13 protein-coding genes are annotated in these 16,125 nt (G+C 72.2%); 8 read left to right on the top strand and 5 right to left on the bottom strand.

What is annotated here, in order from left to right; genetic code table 11:
* Positions 1-56: 56 nt before the first annotated feature.
* Positions 57-1,214: an acetyl-CoA C-acetyltransferase gene (locus OHB13_RS01345; RefSeq protein WP_266860167.1), complete on the top strand. Its 1,158-nt coding sequence runs from the start codon at positions 57-59 to the stop codon at positions 1,212-1,214.
* A 133-nt stretch (positions 1,215-1,347) separates the two neighbouring features.
* Here OHB13_RS01345 and OHB13_RS01340 read toward each other — a convergent pair whose 3' ends face one another.
* Genes OHB13_RS01340 through OHB13_RS01325 form a run of 4 tightly spaced genes read right to left on the bottom strand, consistent with a single transcriptional unit; the run spans position 1,348 to position 4,893 of the window.
* A complete protein-coding gene (locus OHB13_RS01340; protein WP_328374931.1) occupies positions 1,348-2,475 on the bottom strand; it encodes an NAD(P)H-dependent flavin oxidoreductase in 1,128 nt (375 codons plus the stop codon).
* Positions 2,472-3,257 carry a CoA-transferase subunit beta gene (locus tag OHB13_RS01335; protein ID WP_328374929.1) on the bottom strand — a complete coding sequence of 262 codons (786 nt, stop codon included), beginning with the start codon at positions 3,255-3,257 and terminating at the stop codon, positions 2,472-2,474. The genes OHB13_RS01340 and OHB13_RS01335 overlap by 4 nt, the downstream gene beginning before the upstream one ends.
* Positions 3,254-4,102: a CoA transferase subunit A gene (locus tag OHB13_RS01330; protein WP_328380191.1), complete on the bottom strand. Its 849-nt coding sequence runs from the start codon at positions 4,100-4,102 to the stop codon at positions 3,254-3,256. Before OHB13_RS01330 ends, OHB13_RS01335 begins: the two co-directional genes overlap by 4 nt.
* Positions 4,103-4,143: 41 nt before the next feature.
* Positions 4,144-4,893 carry an enoyl-CoA hydratase family protein gene (locus OHB13_RS01325; RefSeq protein ID WP_328374927.1) on the bottom strand — a complete coding sequence of 250 codons (750 nt, stop codon included), beginning with the start codon at positions 4,891-4,893 and terminating at the stop codon, positions 4,144-4,146.
* 152 nt (positions 4,894-5,045) lie between these two features.
* Between OHB13_RS01325 and OHB13_RS01320 the strand changes: the two genes are divergently transcribed.
* Positions 5,046-6,005 (top strand): SDR family oxidoreductase, encoded by a 960-nt coding sequence (locus OHB13_RS01320; protein WP_328374925.1) that lies wholly within the window; start codon positions 5,046-5,048, stop codon positions 6,003-6,005.
* 72 nt (positions 6,006-6,077) lie between these two features.
* Here the strand turns inward: OHB13_RS01320 and OHB13_RS01315 are convergent, their stop codons facing one another.
* Positions 6,078-6,869, bottom strand: a complete 792-nt coding sequence (locus OHB13_RS01315) for an SDR family oxidoreductase (protein WP_328374923.1) — start codon at positions 6,867-6,869, stop codon at positions 6,078-6,080.
* Positions 6,870-7,016: 147 nt separating this feature from the next.
* Here OHB13_RS01315 and OHB13_RS01310 point away from each other — a divergent pair, with 147 nt between their 5' ends.
* The 6 genes from OHB13_RS01310 (at position 7,017) to OHB13_RS01285 (ending at position 16,123) form a co-directional block, all read left to right on the top strand.
* On the top strand, positions 7,017-8,609 hold the full coding sequence (locus tag OHB13_RS01310; RefSeq protein WP_328374921.1) for a FadD3 family acyl-CoA ligase: 1,593 nt from the start codon (positions 7,017-7,019) through the stop codon (positions 8,607-8,609).
* A gap of 67 nt (positions 8,610-8,676) precedes the next feature.
* On the top strand, positions 8,677-9,534 hold the full coding sequence (locus OHB13_RS01305; protein ID WP_328374920.1) for a MaoC/PaaZ C-terminal domain-containing protein: 858 nt from the start codon (positions 8,677-8,679) through the stop codon (positions 9,532-9,534).
* Positions 9,535-9,716: 182 nt separating this feature from the next.
* Positions 9,717-11,192, top strand: a complete 1,476-nt coding sequence (locus tag OHB13_RS01300; RefSeq protein ID WP_328380190.1) for an aldehyde dehydrogenase family protein — start codon at positions 9,717-9,719, stop codon at positions 11,190-11,192.
* Between the two features lie 62 nt (positions 11,193-11,254).
* Entirely contained in the window at positions 11,255-12,814 is a 1,560-nt protein-coding gene (locus tag OHB13_RS01295) for a GMC family oxidoreductase (RefSeq protein ID WP_328374919.1), read from the top strand.
* A 146-nt stretch (positions 12,815-12,960) separates the two neighbouring features.
* Positions 12,961-14,076, top strand: coding sequence for a quaternary amine ABC transporter ATP-binding protein (locus OHB13_RS01290; protein WP_405755733.1), 1,116 nt, complete (start codon positions 12,961-12,963; stop codon positions 14,074-14,076).
* A gap of 55 nt (positions 14,077-14,131) precedes the next feature.
* Entirely contained in the window at positions 14,132-16,123 is a 1,992-nt protein-coding gene (locus OHB13_RS01285; protein WP_328374915.1) for an ABC transporter permease, read from the top strand.
* Positions 16,124-16,125: the final 2 nt, after the last annotated feature.

Genomic DNA, 16,125 nt, shown 5'->3' with positions numbered 1-16,125 from the left:
CGACCGCCGGTTGCCGGACGGTCGGAACCCCATCAGGTTCCCATGGAGGAGCAGTCATGGCCGAGGCCTACATCGTCGAAGCGGTACGCACCCCGGTCGGGCGGCGCAAGGGCGGGCTCAGCGCCGTCCACCCGGCCGACCTCGGCGCGCATGTGCTCCGGGCGCTCGTGGAGCGCTCCGGTATCGACCCGTCCGCCGTCGAGGACGTCGTGTTCGGCTGCCTGGACACGGTCGGCCCGCAGGCCGGGGACATCGCCCGGACGAGCTGGCTGGCCGCCGGGCTCCCCGAGGAGGTGCCGGGTGTGACCGTCGACCGGCAGTGCGGTTCCTCCCAGCAGGCCGTGCACTTCGCCGCGCAGGGGGTGCTGTCCGGCACCCAGGACCTCGTGGTCGCGGGCGGCACCCAGAACATGTCGATGATTCCCATCGCCTTCGCCAGCCGGCAGGCCGCCGAGCCGCTGGGGCTGACCGAAGGGCCGTACGCCGGGTCCGAGGGGTGGCGGGCGCGCTACGGCGACCAGCCCGTCAACCAGTTCCACGGCGCCGAACTGATCGCCGAGAAGTGGGGCATCTCCCGTACCGACATGGAGGAGTTCGCGCTCCGCTCGCACCAGCGCGCGCTCCGGGCGATCGACGAAGGGCGCTTCGCACGCGAGACGGTCGCCTACGGGGAGGTCACCACCGACGAGGGGCCGCGCCGGGACACCTCACTGGAGAAGATGGCCGGACTGAAGCCGGTTGTCGAAGGCGGCCGGCTCACCGCCGGCGTCTCGTCCCAGGTCTCCGACGGGGCGTCGGCCATGCTGCTCGCATCCGAACGGGCCGTACGCGAGCACGGGCTGACGCCCCGGGCCCGGATCCACCACCTCTCGGTACGCGGCGAGGACCCGATCCGGATGCTGTCCGCGCCCATACCGGCCACGGCGTACGCGCTGAAGAAGGCGGGCATGTCCATGGACGACATCGACCTGGTCGAGATCAACGAGGCGTTCGCGCCTGTGGTGCTGGCCTGGCTGAAGGAGACCGGCACCGATCCGGAGAAGGTCAATGTCAACGGTGGTGCCATCGCACTGGGCCACCCGCTCGGGGCGACCGGCACCAAGCTGATGACGACGCTCCTGCACGAACTGGAGCGCACCGGCGGGCGCTACGGCCTCCAGACCATGTGCGAGGGCGGCGGCCAGGCCAACGTCACCATCATCGAGCGCCTCTGACACGACGGCCCCGTCGGATGCCTCCTACCGGCATCCGGCGGGGCTTCCGGCAGGCCTCTCACGCAATGCGGCCGTGCCGTTCCCAGCACCTCCAGGTGCCGGGAAGGCACGGCCGTTGCATGTCCCGGTGTTCTCAGCCGGTCCCGGTGGACGCACCAGGGACGGCGACTCCGGCCTCCAGCGCGGCCAGCGACCGCAGCGTCTCGTGGGCCTCGGACATGATCCGGCCGACGAGCTCGGCACAGGACGGCAGATCGTCGATCAATCCGGCGACCTGCCCCGACGCCATCACCCCCAGATCGGGGCGGCCGTCCACCATCGACGCCTTGAGCATCATCGGTGTGTTGGCGGCCAGCAGCACCTGACTCCAGGTCAGGTCCTTGCCGTGCTTCATGGCCAGGCCGTCGCGGACCATCTCCGCCCAGCCGAGACCGGAGTGCGCCTTGAAACCGGCGGCGTGTCGCAGCGCCCGCAGCAGCGCCGCGGGCCGCCCCGAGCGTTCCAGCGAGGCGACCAGCGGCGTACGGAGCATCCGGTGCGGCAGCCCGTCGACCTTGGTGGTGACGGTGATGTCCTTGACACCCGCCGCGAGATACTCCGCCTTCACCGCGTCAGGCACCGTGCTGTCCGAAGTCAGCAGGAACCGGGTGCCCATCGCCACGCCCGCCGCGCCCTGGGCGAGCGCGGCCACCAGACCGCGGCCGTCACGGAAACCGCCCGCCGCCACGACCGGGATGTCCACCGCGTCGACGACCTGCGGAAGCAGCACCGTGGTGGCGACCTCACCGGTGTGCCCGCCGCCCTCGCCGCCCTGCACGATGACCGCGTCGGCGCCCCACGCGGCCACCTTCTCGGCGTGCCGGCGCGCACCGATGGACGGGATCACCACGACGCCCGCGTCCTTCAGCCGGCCGATCAGGGCCTCGGAAGGGGCGAGCGCGAAGGACGCCACCCGCACGCCCTCCTCGATGATGAGGGCCACCCGGTCCGCGGCGTCGCCCGCGTCGGCCCGGAGGTTGACGCCGAAGGGCTGGTCCGTACGGGACCTGACCTCGCGCACCGCCGAGCGCAGCTGCTCCAGCGTCATGGTCGCGGAGGCCAGGATGCCCAGCGCCCCGGCGTTGGCCGACGCCGACACCAGACGGGGCCCCGCCACCCACCCCATGCCGGTCTGCACGACCGGATGGCGCACGCCGACCAGCTCGGTGAACGGGGTGGAGAGCGCGGCGGCCGGGCCCGTACCGCCGCTGTCCCCGGTCACGTACGCACCTCACGGTTGCGCAGCCCCGCAGGGTCGATGACCGTACGGATCAGCCGGAGTTCCTCCGCGCTCGGCTCGCGGGTACGGGGTACGTCGTCGGCGATCGTGAGCGGGAAGCCGGTGGCCTCGCGCACCTGGTCCGCGCTCACCCCGGGGTGCAGCGAGCGTACGCGCAGTGTGCGGTCCGGGGTCTCGAAGTCCAGCACCGCCAGATCGGTGACGACCCGGCGCAGCTCGTGGAATCGGGTGGCCGAAGGGCCCGCGGCGGCGGCGCGGTCGTGGCCGACACCGCTGACCATGTCGACCTTGTCGACGAACACCCGGGTGGAGTGCCGCGGCACCCAGTAACTCGTCGGGTTGTTGATGGTGTTGACCGGGGCGCCGCGCACACCCAGCAGCTGCCTGGCGGGCTGCTTCCAGTCGCCGATGCAGCTGATGTTCTGGTTGCCGTGCCGGTCGAGCTGGCTGGCGCCCATCATCACGTGCCGCTTGCCGCCGGTCACCATGGAGAGGTGCCGCCGGTACGGCAGCCAGCCCTCGACGACCTCCGGCGTGGCGCCGATGGCGGGGACATCGCCGATCACCAGCGCCTCGCCGTCGGTGAGCAGCAGGTCGGGGGAGAAGGTCAGCCGGGCGAGCCGGGCACCGACAGCGGGCACGGTACCCATCGGGCTGGCCAGGATCTCGCCGTCACCCCGCCAGGCCTCCGCGCAGGCGATGACGCAGTACTCGGCGCGGGTGACATCGCTCCGCTCATCGGCGGTGGCGTCCTGTGTGCTCATGCGCCCTCCTCGGCGAACGCCGCGACCGCGGCCTGATAGGTGTCCTCGTCCCCGGACAGGAAGCGTGCGGTGAACTCCCGCCAGGCGTCCGGATCCGCGGCGGCCTTGGCGTACGCCGCCTGGAACGGCTCGTCGCGTCCGTAGTCCGGCATGCAGGAGGTGAAGTGCGCCCCGTTCGGGGTCTCGACGACCCCGGTCACCGACTGCCGCCCCACCAACAGGGTCTGCGGCGCGCCCGCATCGGCGAACTCCGTGCTCGGCACGAGGCGTTCGCACGAGACGTACGCCTCGGTCGCCGCGTCGCAGAAGAGGTCGTCGAAGTACGGGTCGGGGCCCAGGTACTGGGCGTTGCCCCGTGCGTCGGCCCGGTTGAGGTGGACGAGTGCGGCGTCCATCCGCAGCGCGGGCACGGCCACCAGTTCCTCGCCGTCCGCGTACGGCGAAGTGACCGTACGCAGCTCGGGGTTGACCCGCATCACGTCCGAGCCGAGACCGGCCCGCACCGGCAGGAACGGCAGCCGGTGGGTGGCCGCGGTCAGCCCCCACATGAACATCGACTCGTCCAGCTCGGTCAGCTCGAAGTCACCGCGCTGGCGCGCCGCACGGAAGTGCGGCTCCAGCGGGATGGAGTCGAGCGTGGTGAAGGCGGCAACCAGCTTGCGGATCTTCCCGGCGGCGGCCAGCAGGCCCACATCGGGGCCGCCGTACGAGATGACGGTCAGATCGGTGACGTCCGACCGCAGCAGGGCCCGGACGAGCGCCATGGGCTTGCGCCGGGAGCCCCAGCCGCCGATCCCGATCGTCATGCCGCTGCGCAGCCGTCCGGCGACCTCGTCCGGCGACATGATCTTTCCGGTCTGCCCGGTCTCCCCGGGTGTGTCGCTGCTCACGACTTCTCCTTGCTTCCGAAGGTGTCACGGACCCGGTCGGCGACGCCGATCAGGTTGGCCTCGAAGGTGAAGCCCTGTTCGAAGCGGTAGCTGCGGCGGACGTCGACCGGGTCGATCCCGTTGATGGCCGCCTTCGCGAGGCGGATCAGAGTGCCGTCCTTGGCGGCGATCTCCGCCGCCAGCCGTACGGCCGCGTCCAGCACCTCCGCGCGCGGGACGATCTTCCACACCGAGCCATGGTGGTGCAGTTCCTGCGCGGTGGCGGTGCGCGAGGTGTAGTAGAGGGTGCGCATCAGATGCTGCGGGACCAGGCGCGCGAGGTGGGTCGCGGCGCCGAGCGCGCCCCGGTCCAGCTCGGGGAGGCCGAAGGTCGCGTCGTCGCTCGCCACGATGGCGTCCGCGTTGCCCACCAGGCCGATACCGCCGCCCAGGCAGAAGCCCGCCACGGCCGCGACCACCGGGACCTCGCACTCGTACACCGCGGCGAACGCCTCGGCGCAGCCGCGGTTGGCGCCCACCAGTGCCTCATGGCCGTCGGTGCGCTGCATTTCCTTGATGTCGACTCCGGCGTTGAATCCGCGCCCGGCCGCGGCGAGCACCACGCAGCGCACGGACGGGTCGGCGCCCGCGGCGCGCACGGCCGCTGCCAGGTCGTACCAGCCCTGTACGGGCAGGGCGTTGACCGGAGGGAAGTCGACGGTGACCACGGTTACGCCGCTGAGCGGGCTTGAGGTGGAGACACCCATGAGCAGATCAGCTACCTTTCCACCAAACATTTGTTAGGTGAGAAGGTAGCAGTGGTTCGCGTACCGCGGGAGGGGGCGCCCGGCGTCCCTGCCCGTACGACTGCCGGCGAAGCCGAAGAGACGAAGCCGAAGAAGCGAAGAGGAGAAGTGGGATGACGTCACAGAACGTGCAAGGCGCGACGGACGGCACGGCCGGGAACGGCGGGGGAATCTGCGCGGGGCGGGTCGCCGTCGTCACCGGGGCGGGCCGGGGTCTGGGCCGCGCCCACGCGCGCGCCCTGGCGGCCGAGGGTGCCCGGGTCGTCGTCAACGACCTGGGGGTCGGGCTCGACGGCGCGGGCGGCTCGGCGGGCCCCGCGCAGGAGGTCGTGGACGAGATCGTCGCGGCGGGCGGCGAGGCCGTCGCGCACGGTGGGGACATCGCCACGACGGACGGTGCGGCCTCCCTGGTCACCGCCGCGCTCGACGCCTTCGGGCGGCTGGACATCCTGGTGAACAACGCCGGGTTCCTGCGGGACAAGATGCTCGTCAACCTGGACGAGGAGAGCTGGGACGCGGTCATGCGGGTTCACCTCAAGGGTCACTTCCTGGCGCTCAAGCACGCCGGGGCGCACTGGCGCGCGGAGGCCAAGGCGGGGCGGATGCCGCAGGCCCGGGTGATCAACACCAGTTCGGGTGCCGGGCTGCTCGGCAGTGTGGGGCAGGGCAACTACGCGGCGGCCAAGGCCGGGATCCTGGGGCTGACCCTGGTCGCCGCTGCCGAACTGGGCCGCTACGGCGTCCAGGTCAACGCCATCGCCCCCGCCGCCCGCACCCGGATGACGGAGACGGTCTTCGCCGACGCCATGGCGGCCTCCGGCGACGGCGGCTTCGACGCGATGGCCCCGGAGAACGTCTCGCCGCTCGTGGTCTGGCTGGCCTCCGGAGCGTCCGGCGGAGTCTCCGGCCGGGTCTTCGAGGCGGAGGCCGGGCGGATCACCGTCATGGAGGGCTGGCGGCCGGGGCCCGGCGCCGACAAGGGGGCGCGCTGGACGCCGGCCGAGGCGGGCGAGGCGGCGCTGCGGCTGCTCGCCGCCGCCGAGCCGCCGCAGCCGGTGTACGGCGCGCAGTGAGCATCGCCGTGCGGGCGCCCGTTCGTGGCGCCCGCGCGGCGGTCGGCCCGGCGCCGGGCCGGTCGCGGCCCGTCAGCCTGCGGCCGTGTCGGCGGAGCGCGCCGCGAGGTAGCGGCCCGGTACGTCGCCGCCCCCGTGGACGGCGAGATCGGCGCCGTTCACGTACGACGCCTGAGGGCCCGCCAGGAACAGGCAGGCGTCGGCCACGTCGGGCGGCACGGCCATCCGCCCCATCGGGATGGTCCGCGCCACCGCCGCACCTCCGTCGCTGCCGTAGACGGCCGCCGCGTTCGCGGTGCGGATCAGCCCGGTGGTGATGTGGTTGACGCGGACCAGCGGCGCCCACTCCAGTGCCAGGGCGCGGGTCAGGCCGAGCAGTCCGGCCTTGGCGGCCGAGTAGGCGGCCGTGCCCGGCTGCGGATCGTGGCCCGAGACGCTGCCGATGTTCACGACCGATCCGCCCTCGTCCTGCGTCCGCATGACGCGGTTGGCCGCCTGGGCCGTGTAGAAGGGCGCCAGCAGATTGAGTGCGACGATCCGCTCGACGAACCGCGGCGAGACGGTGGCGGCGTCCGAATCGGGCGAGCCCCCCGCGTTGTTGACGAGCGTGTCCAGCCGGCCGAACCGGGCCGCCGCGTGCTCGATGAGGCCGGCCGCCGCGTCGGGGTCGCGTACGTCCGCCGCGAGGAAGGCCGCGGTGCGTCCGCCGGCGGCGGGCAGGGAATCCGGTTCACCGCGGCCGCACACGAGGACCTCGGCCCCCGCGCCGAGGAACGCCTCGGCGATCGCGTATCCGATTCCCTTGGTGCCGCCCGTGACGACGACTGCCCGTCCAGTGAAGTCCGCCGGGTTCCTGATGGTCATGAGCCGCCTCCGTGCCGTCCGGGCCCGGCTGCGCCTTGGACGGCCGGGAGCTGGTGCGACATCAACCTACCAAGCGTTAGGTAGGTGGACTAGAGTGCACTGGATTACGAGCTTTCATTCCGAGAATTCCTACGACGAGGGGTCTCCATGACGCAGGACGAGCCGGCCCGCACTGTTCCCGGCGTGCTGGCCACGACGGCCCGCAGCCACCCGGACACCGAGGCGCTCGTCGACGGCGCGACCCGGCTGACGTACGGCGAACTGGCCGCGCGGGTGCGGCGCGCCACCGCCGCCCTGATGGCGTCGGGCGTCGTCCCCGGCGACCGGGTGGCCGTCTGGGCCCCCAACGGGCACCGCTGGGTGGTGGCGGCACTCGGGGCGCTCGGTGCGGGGGCCGTGCTGGTGCCGGTCAACACCCGCTACAAGGGCGAGGAAGCGGGCTGGCTGCTCGCTCGGAGCGGGGCCAGGACCCTGTTCGTGGACAACGGCTTCCTGGGCCACGACTACCTCGGCTACCTCGGCGGGCTGCCCGCCGTACGCGGCACGGGGCTGGTCCCCGCGCTGCCGGCACTGCTCGACGTGGTGCTCATCGGGGACGGCGCGGTCCCCGGGGCGCGCGGCTGGCAGGAGTTCCTGGCCGCGGGCGGGCCCGTGTCCGACGCGGCGGCCGACGCACGGGCCGCCGCGGTCGGCGAAGAGGACGCCTGCGACATGTTCTTCACCTCGGGCACCACCGGCAGACCGAAGGGCGCACTGACGGCACACGGCCAGAACATCCGCGCCTTCGACGCCTGGAGCGAGCGGGCCGGGCTGCGCCACGGGGACCGGTATCTCATCGTCAACCCTCTCTTCCACACCTTCGGGTACAAGGCCGGAGTCCTCGCCTGTCTGGGCCGGGCGGCCACGATGGTGCTCCAGCCGGTCTTCGACGTGCGGGAGACTCTGCGGCTGGTGAGCGAGGAGAAGGTGACCGTGCTGCCCGGTCCGCCCGCCATCTACACCTCGATCCTCGACCACCCGGACCGCCACGCCTACGACACCTCGTCGCTGCGCCTGGCCGTCACCGGCGCTTCCGTCGTACCCGTCGCACTGGTCGAGCGGATGCGGGAGGAACTGAAGCTGACCGTGCTCACCGCGTACGGCCTCACCGAGTCGTGCGGCATGGTCTCCATGTGCACCGCCGACGACGACGCGCGGACCGTCGCCCGGACCTCCGGCCGGGCTGTCGACGGCGTGGACCTCTGTGTGGTGGACGCGGCGGGCAACCCGCTCGGGGCCGGGGAGAACGGCGAGATCGTGGTGGGCGGATACAACGTGATGCGCGGGTACTTCGAGGACCCCGCCGCGACCGCCGAGGCGATCGACGCGCTGGGCCGCCTCCACACCGGCGACGTCGGGTGCCTCGACGAGGAAGGCAACCTCACCGTCACCGGACGGCTCAAGGACATGTTCCTGGTCGGCGGGTTCAACGTGTACCCCGCCGAGATCGAGCAACTGCTCGCCCGCCACGGGCAGATCTCCGAGGCCGCCGTCGTCGGAATACCGGATCCGAGGCTGGGCGAGGTGGGCCGGGCCTATGTCACGGCCCGGCCGGGCGAGCGGCCGGACCCCGCGGAGGTGATCGCCTTCTGCCGGGAGCGGCTGGCCAACTTCAAGGTGCCGCGCGAGGTCGTGGTCCTCGACCGGTTCCCGCGCAACGCCATGGGGAAAGTCCTCAAGACCGCCCTGGACAGGAGCTGACCGCGATGCACGCCGCCAAGTACCGGATCCCGCCGGGTGAGTTCACCGCCGTACCGGGAGCCACGGCGTGAGCGCGCCGCGCACCCCGGCGGGTGCCTGGCGCGGCCGTGAGCTGGGGGAGCGCACCGTCAGCTACGACGAGCGCGACGCGATCCTCTACGCCCTCGCGATCGGCGCCGAAGCCACCGACCTGGACCTGGTCTTCGAGGAACGGCTGCGGGTGCTGCCCACCTTCGCGCTCACCCTCGCCCAGTGGGCGCCCGACGCACTCGGCTCGCTGGGCGCGTTCGACATCCGTACCGCGGTCCACGGTGCCCAGCGGCTCCAGGTGAAGGCACCGCTGCCGCGCTCCGGCAAGCTGTCCATGCGCGCGTACGTGAGCGAGGTCTGGGACAAGGGATCGGCCGCGGTGTTCGAGGTCGTCGTGGTCAGCGACTGCTCCGTCGCCACCTGGTCGCTCTTCGCCCCGGGATGCGGCGGCTTCGGCGGCGAACGCGGCCCGGCCGCACCGTCCGCCCCGCCGGAACCGCCCGGCCACCGGGCCGAGGTGGCGACCGCCCCGAACCAGGCGGCGCTCTACCGGCTGCTCGGGGACCGCCACGCCATGCACATCGACCCGGACGCCGCACGGGCGGCCGGGCAGCCGAGGCCGTTCCTGCACGGGCTGTGCTCGATGGCGGCCGCGACGCTGCCGCTGGCACGGGCGGTCGGCGCTCATCCGGCCGATCTGGTCAGCCTCGAAGGCCGCTTCGCGGCCCCGGTGTTCCCGGGGGACCGCCTCACGGCACACGCCTGGGAGCCCGCGGGTCCGGAGGCGCGCCCGCCTGCCGGCGCGCGCCCGGCGCCGCCCGCCGAACTGCGCTTCGAACTCCTCGGCGGCGGCCGCTCAGTGGTGTCCGGCGGACGGGCCGGGTTCAGCGCCTGACCGCACCGGCCGGAGCGGTGTAAGTGCACGGTGAGTGAGCCGGGTCACTTTCTGTTGATGTTCAGGCATAGGTAAAGGCCAATCGGGGAGGTGACCGGACCACTGGTCGAACCAGTGGATTCAGTTGAGTGAGGAAAGGCAGAACACACGTGTCGGCAAGCGAGACCATTCATGTAGACGGGATGTGGCGGGGCGCCGCATCCGGCGCCACACGGGAGGTCATCGACCCCGCCGACGCGAAGACCCTGCAAGTCGTCGCCGAAGGCGGCGCGGAGGACGCGGACGCCGCCGTACTGGCCGCGCACACCGCCTTCGCCGGCGGCCGGGGCGACTGGCCCCTCACGCCGGTGTCCGAACGCGCCGCGCTGCTGCGCCGGGTCGCCGGGCTGCTCCAGCGCGACCGCGAGGAGATCGCGCTCATCGAGAGCCGCGACACCGGCAAGACCCTGGAGGAGGGCCGGGTCGACGTCGACGACGTCACCAACGCCTTCCGGTACTTCGCCGATCTGGTGATGAACGAGAGCGGCGGCCGGGTCGTCGACGCCGGATCGCCCGACGTCCACAGCGTCGTCGTCCATGAGCCGGTCGGCGTCTGCGCGCTGATCACCCCCTGGAACTACCCGCTGCTGCAGGCCAGCTGGAAGATCGCACCGGCGCTCGCCGCGGGCAACACCTTCGTGATCAAGCCCAGCGAGGTCACCCCGCTCTCCACCGTCCACCTGGTGAAGCTCCTGGCGGAGGCCGGCCTGCCCGCCGGAGTGGCCAACATCGTCACCGGCCCCGGAGTACCCGTGGGGGCCAGGCTCGCCGAACACCCGCAGGTCGACCTGTTCTCCTTCACCGGGGGACTGGCCAGCGGTACCACGGCCGCGAGTTCGGCCGTCGCCGGAGCGAAGAAGATCGCCCTGGAGCTGGGCGGCAAGAACCCCAATGTCGTCTTCGCCGACGCCTGCTCCACCGAGGAAGGCTTCGACACCGCCGTGGACCAGGCGCTGAACGCCGCCTTCATCCACAGCGGCCAGGTCTGCTCGGCCGGTGCCAGGCTCATCATCGAGGAGTCCGTCCGGGACCGCTTCGTCGCCGAACTGGCCCGCCGCGCCGAGCGGATCAGGCTCGGCCGCGGCACCGCCGAAGGCGTCGAGTGCGGGCCGCTGGTCTCCCAGCAGCAGCTGGACAAGGTCGAGGCGTACGTGGCGTCGGCCCTGGCCGAAGGAGCGCAGCTGCGCTGCGGCGGCAAGCGCCCCGAGCCGTCCGACGAGCGGCCCGCCACCGGATACTTCTACGCGCCCACCGTCCTCGACGGCTGCCACCGCTCCATGAAGGTCGTACGCGAGGAGACCTTCGGCCCGATCCTGACCGTCGAGACCTTCCGTGACGAGGAGGAGGCGGTGACACTGGCCAACGACACCGAGTACGGACTGGCCGGCGCCGTCTGGTCGGCCGACACCGCCCGCGCCCGCCGCGTCGCAGCCCGGCTCCGGCACGGCACTGTCTGGATCAACGACTACCACCCCTACCTCCCGCAGGCGGAGTGGGGCGGTTTCGGCAAGTCCGGCATCGGCCGCGAGCTGGGCCCCACCGGCCTGGACGAGTACCGCGAGTCCAAGCACATCTACGAGAACCTCCGGCCCGCACCGGTCCGCTGGTTCACGGGCTGACTGCCCGTCTGTTCGCAGCACCGCTTACCGCCGTCAGCACTTTGCAGAAGGAGCAACGCCTCATGCCTCCGGAGATCTCCACGGTCGCCGCCGACTACGTCATAGTCGGCGGCGGCACCGCGGGTTCGGTGATCGCCTCCCGGCTCACCGAGGATCCCGCCGTCAGCGTCGTCGTCGTCGAGGGCGGCCCGACCGACATCGACCGCGACGACGTCCTCACCCTCCGCCGCTGGCTCGGTCTGCTCGGTGGCGACCTGGACTACGCGTACCCCACCACCGAGCAGCCGCGCGGCAATTCGCACATCCTGCACAGCCGCGCCAAGGTGCTCGGCGGCTGTTCCTCGCACAACACCCTGATCTCGTTCAAGCCGCTGCCCGGCGACTGGGACGAGTGGTCCGAGCACGGTGCGGCCGGCTGGGACGCGAAGTCCATGGACCCGTACTTCTTCAAGCTCCGCAACAACATCGTCGCGGTGGACGAGAAGGACCGGAACGCCATCGCCAGCGACTTCGTCGCCGCGGCCCAGCAGGCGGCCGGTGTCCCGCGTGTGGAGGGCTTCAACAAGAAGCCCTTCCACGAGGGCGTCGGCTTCTTCGACCTCGCCTACCACCCGGAGAACAACAAGCGCTCCTCCGCTTCGGTGGCCTACCTCCACCCGCACATCGAGGCCGGCGACCGGCCCAACCTCACCATCATGCTGGAGACCTGGGCCCACCGGCTCGAACTGGACGGCAACCGTGCCACCGGTGTGCACGTGCGCACCAAGGACGGCGAAGAGGTCCTGCTGCGGGCCGGCCGCGAAGTGCTGGTCTGCGCGGGCGCCGTGGACACCCCGCGGCTGCTGATGCTGTCGGGCATCGGCCCGAAGCAGGACCTGGAAGCCCTCGGCATTCCCGTCGTGCACGACCTGCCGGGCGTCGGCGAGAACCTCCTCGACCACCCCGAGTCCGTCATCGTGTGGGAGACCGACGGGCCCATCCCGGAGAACTCGGCGATGGACTCCGACGCCGGACTCTTCGTCCGCCGCGACCCCGGATCGCGCGGCCCTGACCTGATGTTCCACTTCTACCAGATCCCCTTCACCGACAACCCGGAGCGGCTGGGCTACGAGAAGCCCGAGCACGGTGTGTCGATGACACCCAACATCCCCAAGCCGCGCAGCCGCGGCCGCCTCTACCTCACCAGCGCCGACCCCGAGGTCAAACCGGCCCTGGACTTCCGGTACTTCACCGACGAGGACGACTACGACGGCCGGACGCTGGTCGACGGCATCCGCCTCGCCCGCGAGATCGCGAAGACCGAACCGCTCGCCCACTGGCTCAAGCGCGAGGTCTGCCCGGGTCCCGATGTCACGTCCGACGAGGACATCAGCGAGTACGCCCGCAAGGTCGCGCACACCGTCTACCACCCGGCGGGCACCTGCCGGATGGGCGCCCCCGACGACGCCCTCGCCGTGGTCGACCCCGAGCTGCGGATCCGCGGACTGGCCGGTATCCGTATCGCCGACGCGTCCGTCTTCCCGACGATGCCGTCGGTCAACCCCATGATCGGAGTCCTCATGGTCGGCGAGAAGTGCGCCGAACTGCTGGCCGCCACCCCCGCCCAGGGAGGTACGGCATGACAGCGACCGGCACCCCGGCCGCCTCCGGCGACGCCGGACGGCACAGCGGCGAACCGACGACGCCCGCATCGGAGGCGAAGCCCGCATCGGACGTCGCGCCCGCATCGGACGTCGCGCCCGCATCGGACGTCGCGCCTGTATCGAACGTGACGCCTGTATCGGACGTGACGCCCGCATCGGACGCTGCCGCCGCACCGGCGGACGAGAAGCGCGGCACCGTCTTCTCCGTGCGCAATCTGTGGAAGGTCTTCGGCCCCCGCGCCGACCGGATCCCCGGTGACAGCGCGCTGACCGGGCTGACCGGCGAGGAGCTGCGCCTGCGCACCGGCTGCACCGCCGCCGTGCGCGACGTCTCCTTCGACGTCCACGAGGGCGAGGTCTTCGTGGTCATGGGCCTGTCCGGCTCCGGCAAGTCGACGCTCGTGCGCTGTCTGACCCGGCTCATCGAGCCCACCAGCGGCGACCTCACCATGGACGGTGAGGACGTCCGCGCCATGGACAGGACCAAGCTGCGCGAACTGCGCCGTCACCGCGCCGCCATGGTCTTCCAGCACTTCGGCCTGCTCCCGCACCGCACGGTCCTGGACAACGTCGCCTACGGGCTGGAGATCCAGGGCGTCGGCCGGGCCGAACGCCGCACCAAGGCAGCCGAGTTCATCGAGAAGGTCGGCCTGACGGGCCTGGAGCACCGGCGGCCGAGCGAACTCTCCGGCGGCCAGCAGCAGCGGGTCGGCCTGGCCCGCGCGCTCGCCGTGGACCCAGAAGTCCTGCTCTTCGACGAGCCGTTCAGCGCGCTCGACCCGCTCATCCGGCGGGACATGCAGCAGGAGGTCGTCCGGCTGCACAAGGACGAGGGCCGCACCATGGTCTTCATCACCCACGACCTGTCCGAGGCGCTGACCCTGGGCGACCGCATCGCGCTGATGCGCGACGGCCGGATCGTGCAGCTCGGCACGCCGGAGGAGATCGTCGGCTCGCCGGCCGACGACTACGTACGCGACTTCGTACGCGACGTGCCGCGCGAGCAGGTCCTCACCGTCCGCCGGGCCATGCGCCCCGCACAGGACGGCGAGGCCGGCGAGGGCGAGTCGGTGCCCGCCGGCACGCTCATATCCGACGCCATCGACACCGTCGTCCGCTCCGGAGGCGCCGTCCGCGTCGTCGAGGGGGACCGGTGCCTGGGCATCGTGGACCACGCCTGTTTGCTCGCCGTCGTGGCCCGTCTCGACGAGAGCCCGGCCGAGAGCGGAGTGGCCGCCTGATGCGTACGCACCACGCGCCCGCGCGCCTGCTCCACCCGGCCACCCGGAGGCGCGCATGACGACCGCCACCACCACGCCCCTCGGCGCCGAAAGCCCGGCCGCGCCCGGCAGAGCCGGCCGGATCCGTACCGCACTGCTCCACCGCGGTCCGGGCAAGCTCCTCGTGCTCGCCGTCGCCGCCGCCGTCCTGGTACCGATCGCGAACTCCGTCTGGTCCAGCGGACTGTGGCCCGGTGCGCTCACCGTGGACGTCTCGGCACCGCTGGGCCACGTCAGCGACTGGATCATCGACAACCGCGACACCCACCCGCTGTTCCTGTACTTCCTCGGCTATCTGAGCAACGCCGTGGTCATCGCCGTACGCGCCGTCTATCTGGTGCTGCTCGCCCTCGGCTGGACCGGAGTCACCGCCGCGGTCACCCTGGTGGCCTGGCGGGTGGCAGGATGGCGCATCGCCGCAACCGCCCTGGTCTCCCTCCTGGTCAGCGGAGTGCTGGACATGTGGGTGCCGACCATGCAGACGCTCGCGCTGATGGTGGTGGCGGTCATCGTGTCCGCCGTCGTCGGAGCCGTGCTGGGTCTGGCGGGCGGTCTCTCCGACCGGCTGTTCCGCATCCTGCGCCCGGTGCTCGACACCATGCAGGTGCTGCCGGCCTTCGCGTATCTGCTGCCCGTGGTCCTGGTGTTCGGCATCGGTGTCCCGGCCGCCCTGCTCGCCACCGTGGTCTACGCGGCTCCGCCGATGGCCCGGCTCACGGCGCTCGGGCTGCGCGGCGCCGACGTCGGAGTCCTGGAGGCCGTCGCCTCGCTCGGCTCCACCGCACGCCAGCGGCTGATCACCGCCCGGCTGCCGCTGGCCCGCAAGGAACTGCTCCTCGGTCTCAACCAGACCATCATGATGGCGCTCTCGATGGTCGTCATCGCCTCACTCATCGGCGCCGCCGGTCTCGGCGACCGCGTCTACCAGGCGCTGGCCTCCGTCGACGTCGGCGGGGCGCTGGCCGCGGCCATCCCGATCGTGCTCCTCGCCATCGTCATGGACCGCACCACCGCCGCGGCCGGGACCCGCCTCGGCAGCGAGCCCTCCGGACCCGCCGCTCTGCGCGGCTGGCGCGGCTGGGCCCTCGCGGCCGTCGGTACCGCCGTCGTCGCGGTGGCCGGCCGGCTGGCCGGCTCCACGCTCTGGCCCGCCGGAACCACCGTGGCCATCGCGCGGCCCGTCAACGACTTCAAGGAGTGGATGGTCGACCACCTCTACTCCGGAGTCCCCGTCGTCGGCGGCACCGCCGACTGGGCCGCGCACTTCACCTCCTGGATCCTCGACCCCCTCAGGGACGGGCTCACCGGGCTGCCCTGGTGGGGCGCGCTGCTGATCGTCGCCGCCCTCGCCTGGCTGATCGGCACCTGGCAGACCGCCCTGACCGCGGTACTCGCGCTCTGCGCCATCGGCGTACTCGGCATGTGGAAGCCGTCCATGGACACGCTCTCCCAGGTCCTGGCCGCGCTGGTCGTCACGCTCGTCATCGGGTTCGCCGTGGGGATCCTCGCAGCGGGCAGCCGACGCGCCGAGGCCGTACTGCGCCCGGTCCTGGACGTCATGCAGACCATGCCGCAGTTCGTGTACCTCATCCCGGTCGTCGCCCTCTTCGCCGTGGGCCGCGCCCCGGCCGCCGCCGCCGCGGTCGTCTACGCGCTCCCCGCCGTCATCCGCATCACCACCCAGGGCCTGCGCCAGGTCGACCCGGCAGCGGTGGAAGCCGCCCGGTCGCTCGGCGCCACCCGGCTGCAGACGCTGCGTCAGGTCCAGCTGCCGCTGGCCCGCCCGGCGCTGCTGCTGGCCGTCAACCAGGGCGTCGTCCTCGTACTCGCCGTGGTCATCATCGGCGGCCTGGTGGGCGGCGGCGCCCTCGGCTACGACGTCGTCACCGGACTGGCCACGGGCGACCTCGCCATCGGCCTCGTCGCGGGTGTGGCCATCGTCTGCCTCGGCCTGATGCTCGACCGGGTCACCCAGCCCACCGAACGCCGCACCCGGAAGGGGGCCTGAGC

Source organism: Streptomyces sp. NBC_00440, assembly GCF_036014215.1.
Taxonomy (GTDB): domain Bacteria; phylum Actinomycetota; class Actinomycetes; order Streptomycetales; family Streptomycetaceae; genus Streptomyces.
The sequence above is the reverse complement of the archived record's forward strand: the minus strand, read 5'-3'. Positions and strand labels throughout refer to the sequence as shown.

What these genes read in the sequence shown, in the direction of transcription:
- OHB13_RS01285 (WP_328374915.1), top strand. Translation starts at nt 14,132, where the DNA reads ATGACGACCGCCACCACCACGCCCCTCGGCGCCGAAAGCCCGGCCGCG.
- OHB13_RS01345 (WP_266860167.1), top strand. Translation starts at nt 57, where the DNA reads ATGGCCGAGGCCTACATCGTCGAAGCGGTACGCACCCCGGTCGGGCGG.
- OHB13_RS01300 (WP_328380190.1), top strand. Translation starts at nt 9,717, where the DNA reads ATGTGGCGGGGCGCCGCATCCGGCGCCACACGGGAGGTCATCGACCCC.
- OHB13_RS01330 (WP_328380191.1), bottom strand. Translation starts at nt 4,102, where the DNA reads ATGTCGCCGGACGAGGTCGCCGGACGGCTGCGCAGCGGCATGACGATC.
- OHB13_RS01335 (WP_328374929.1), bottom strand. Translation starts at nt 3,257, where the DNA reads ATGAGCACACAGGACGCCACCGCCGATGAGCGGAGCGATGTCACCCGC.
- OHB13_RS01315 (WP_328374923.1), bottom strand. Translation starts at nt 6,869, where the DNA reads ATGACCATCAGGAACCCGGCGGACTTCACTGGACGGGCAGTCGTCGTC.
- OHB13_RS01325 (WP_328374927.1), bottom strand. Translation starts at nt 4,893, where the DNA reads ATGGGTGTCTCCACCTCAAGCCCGCTCAGCGGCGTAACCGTGGTCACC.
- OHB13_RS01310 (WP_328374921.1), top strand. Translation starts at nt 7,017, where the DNA reads ATGACGCAGGACGAGCCGGCCCGCACTGTTCCCGGCGTGCTGGCCACG.
- OHB13_RS01320 (WP_328374925.1), top strand. Translation starts at nt 5,046, where the DNA reads ATGACGTCACAGAACGTGCAAGGCGCGACGGACGGCACGGCCGGGAAC.
- OHB13_RS01295 (WP_328374919.1), top strand. Translation starts at nt 11,255, where the DNA reads ATGCCTCCGGAGATCTCCACGGTCGCCGCCGACTACGTCATAGTCGGC.